The sequence below is a fragment of the Chrysiogenia bacterium genome, from assembly GCA_020434085.1.
In the GTDB taxonomy this organism is placed as follows: domain Bacteria; phylum JAGRBM01; class JAGRBM01; order JAGRBM01; family JAGRBM01; genus JAGRBM01.
The window spans coordinates 1-2,635 of record JAGRBM010000365.1; the positions used below are offsets into that span (position 1 = coordinate 1).

Consider the following 2,635-nt stretch of genomic DNA (forward strand, 5'->3'; position numbering starts at 1 on the left):
GCTGAACGTGAACGTGACGAACAACATCAACTTCGATGGCACGAATGTCACCGATTCGGTGTTGATTATCAATGAAAACAACTGCGCCGACCCGGTCAACACCGGTGCGACGTTCAGCACCTGCGGCGCCCCGAGCCCGTACGTGCAGGACCCGCAACACGGTGTGTTGGCGGCGACGAACCGGTTGGAGTGGAACCAAGTCCACTTCCCGTACCCGGGCGCGTCCGTCGATGACATCGGTACGGCGTTCTACCCGCTGGTGACGACGCTGCGCATCTCGTCGGTGCGCGCGAACGCTTCGCAGCTGGGTGTGCCGAATGCGGCGACGTTCCCGTCGACGCAGATCACCGCGTTCCTCTCGATCACCGGTCCGACCACGATCGCGATCACCAACAACGTGCTCAACGTTGCGGTGCCGATCCTGGGCCTGATCACGAGCGGCTCGTCGGCGATCGCCGGCCTGCAATGCATCGACACCGAAGCCTCTGCCAGCATCCGCCTGCGTGAAGGTTTCGCGACGGCGTTCAAGACGCAGGGCGTTCCAACCTTCCAGCCGGGTAACACGCAGTGGGAGTCGGGTTACTGGGCCCCGGGTTCGAACAACGGCGGCGGCGCCTCGCAAGGCACCCGCTTCCTGATCCGGTTCTACAACATCCCGCAGGGTGTGAAGATCCAGGTTCCCAAGGTCATCGAGACGGGCAACTCCGCCATCACCGGCGATGCGCTGCGCCTCGAGTGGGTTAGCGGCGCGGACGCCAATGGCGGCGGCGGCACCGTTCCCCATGCGACCGATACGTTGACCATTGGCCTTTCGGGCGGCTTCGGCGGCGTGACCTACGAGGTCCTCGACGACGATCCGTTCCGCATCGAGCAGGTCGACGTGCCGATCGTCGTCAGCTGGGAAGCTGACACCACCAATGACCTGCCCGCGATCGGTAGCGGTCAAGTTTCGGCGAGCTTCGCTCCGCTGAGCACGATCGTCACCGCGAACAACGCTGCGCCTGAGCCGCGCTTCCTCGAGAACACGGCCACGCCTCGCACGTTCATCACGATCGCGCGCTGCACCACCACCCTGTTGTTCCCGTTCGTGACCAACCAGGCCGGCTTCGACACCGGTATGGCGATCTCGAACACCTCGAGCGACTGGCTGGGCACCGATCCGCAAACCGGCGCTTGCACCATTCACTATCACGGTGCGACGACGGGCGGCGGCGCGGCTCCCCCAGAGCAGACCTCGACTCCCATTGCGGGCGGCGAGCAGCTCATCTTTACGCTGTCGGGCGGCAACAACGCGCAGAACATCACCGGCGCTCCGGAGTTCCAGGGCTACGTTATCGCAGTCTGCGAATTCCAGTACGCGCACGGCTTCGCGTTCATCACCGACGGCTTCGGCGGTATCCCCGCCCTGGCGCAAGGCTACCTCGCTCTCGTGATCCCGGTCACTCCGAGCGGGCGTGTTCCGGGCGTGCCGAACCTGCACAACCTCGGAGAAAGCTTGGCGCATTAAGCATTGCGTGGGGAGCGCCCTTGCGGCCTCCCCGCCAAATGAAAATGTCAACCTGCTTGTGGAGTTGAGGAGAACTGAAACATGGCAGCTTTGAAAAAGAGCTCGATCGCGCTGCTGCTGGTCCTCGGGATCATGCTCGGCGTGAATGTGGCCACTGCACAGACCGTACGCCCCTCGCAATCGCTGGGCGTGGTCACGTGCCAAGCCACGGCCGTTCCGCCGGTCGTGCGCGCTGAAGGCATCGCGGAAATCGTGGGCGACATCGTTCTGGTCTGCCAGAACATCCCCCCGGGCGCGGGCACCGGCGAACCGACGCGGAATCGCATCGTCACCAACGTCAGCGTCTCGCTGAACGTCAACATCACCAATAACATCAACTTCGGCGAAGGCAGCAACGTCACCGACGCCGTGTTGGTCATCAACGAGAACAACTGCACCAACCCGAACAACTCTGGCTCTGTGTTCGGTTCGTGCACGACCCCGGACATCCGCTTCCAGGATCCCCAGCTGGGTACTCTGGCCGCGGCCAACCGTCTGGAGTGGAACGAAGTCGACTTCCCGGTTCCGGGTGCGTCTGCCTCCGGCGTTCCGGTTGCGGATTGCAACGGCGGCGGCGCCTTCTTCCCTGGCGAACCCGCCAGCGGTTGCTTCCCGTTCACCACGACCCTTCGCATCACCTCGGTTCGCGCCAATGCTTCGCAGCTCGGCGTGCCCGACACGGCGACCTTCCCGTCGACCCAGATCACGGCCTTCGTTTCGATCACCGGCCCGACCACGATTCCGGTCACCAACAACGTGCTCAACGTTGCGGTGCCGATCCTGGGCCTGATCGTGACCGGCCCTGGCGCGGTTACGGGTCTGCAGTGCCTTGACGGTGAGGCGACTGGCTCGATCACCCTTCGCGAAGGCTTCGCAACGGCGTTCAAGACGCTTGGCGTCCCGACCTTCACCCCTGGCAATACCCAGTGGGAGAGTGGCTACTGGGAGCCTCTGTCGAACAACGGCGGCGGCGCTAGCCAAGCGACTCGTTTCATCTTGCGGTTCTTCAACATTCCGCAAGGAATCGAGCTGACCGTTCCCAACTACGTTGCGTCGGCGGGTTCGCCCCTGCCGGTGTCCAGCGACAAC

General features: G+C 63.8%; 2 protein-coding genes. Both read left to right on the forward strand.

Features of this window, described 5'->3' with window-relative positions:
- On the forward strand, nt 1-1,507 hold a 1,507-nt coding region (locus tag KDH09_12705), incomplete at its 5' end, for a hypothetical protein (GenBank protein MCB0220552.1).
- An 81-nt stretch (nt 1,508-1,588) separates the two neighbouring features.
- The coding region (locus tag KDH09_12710; protein MCB0220553.1) for a hypothetical protein at nt 1,589-2,635 on the forward strand (1,047 nt) is incomplete at its 3' end.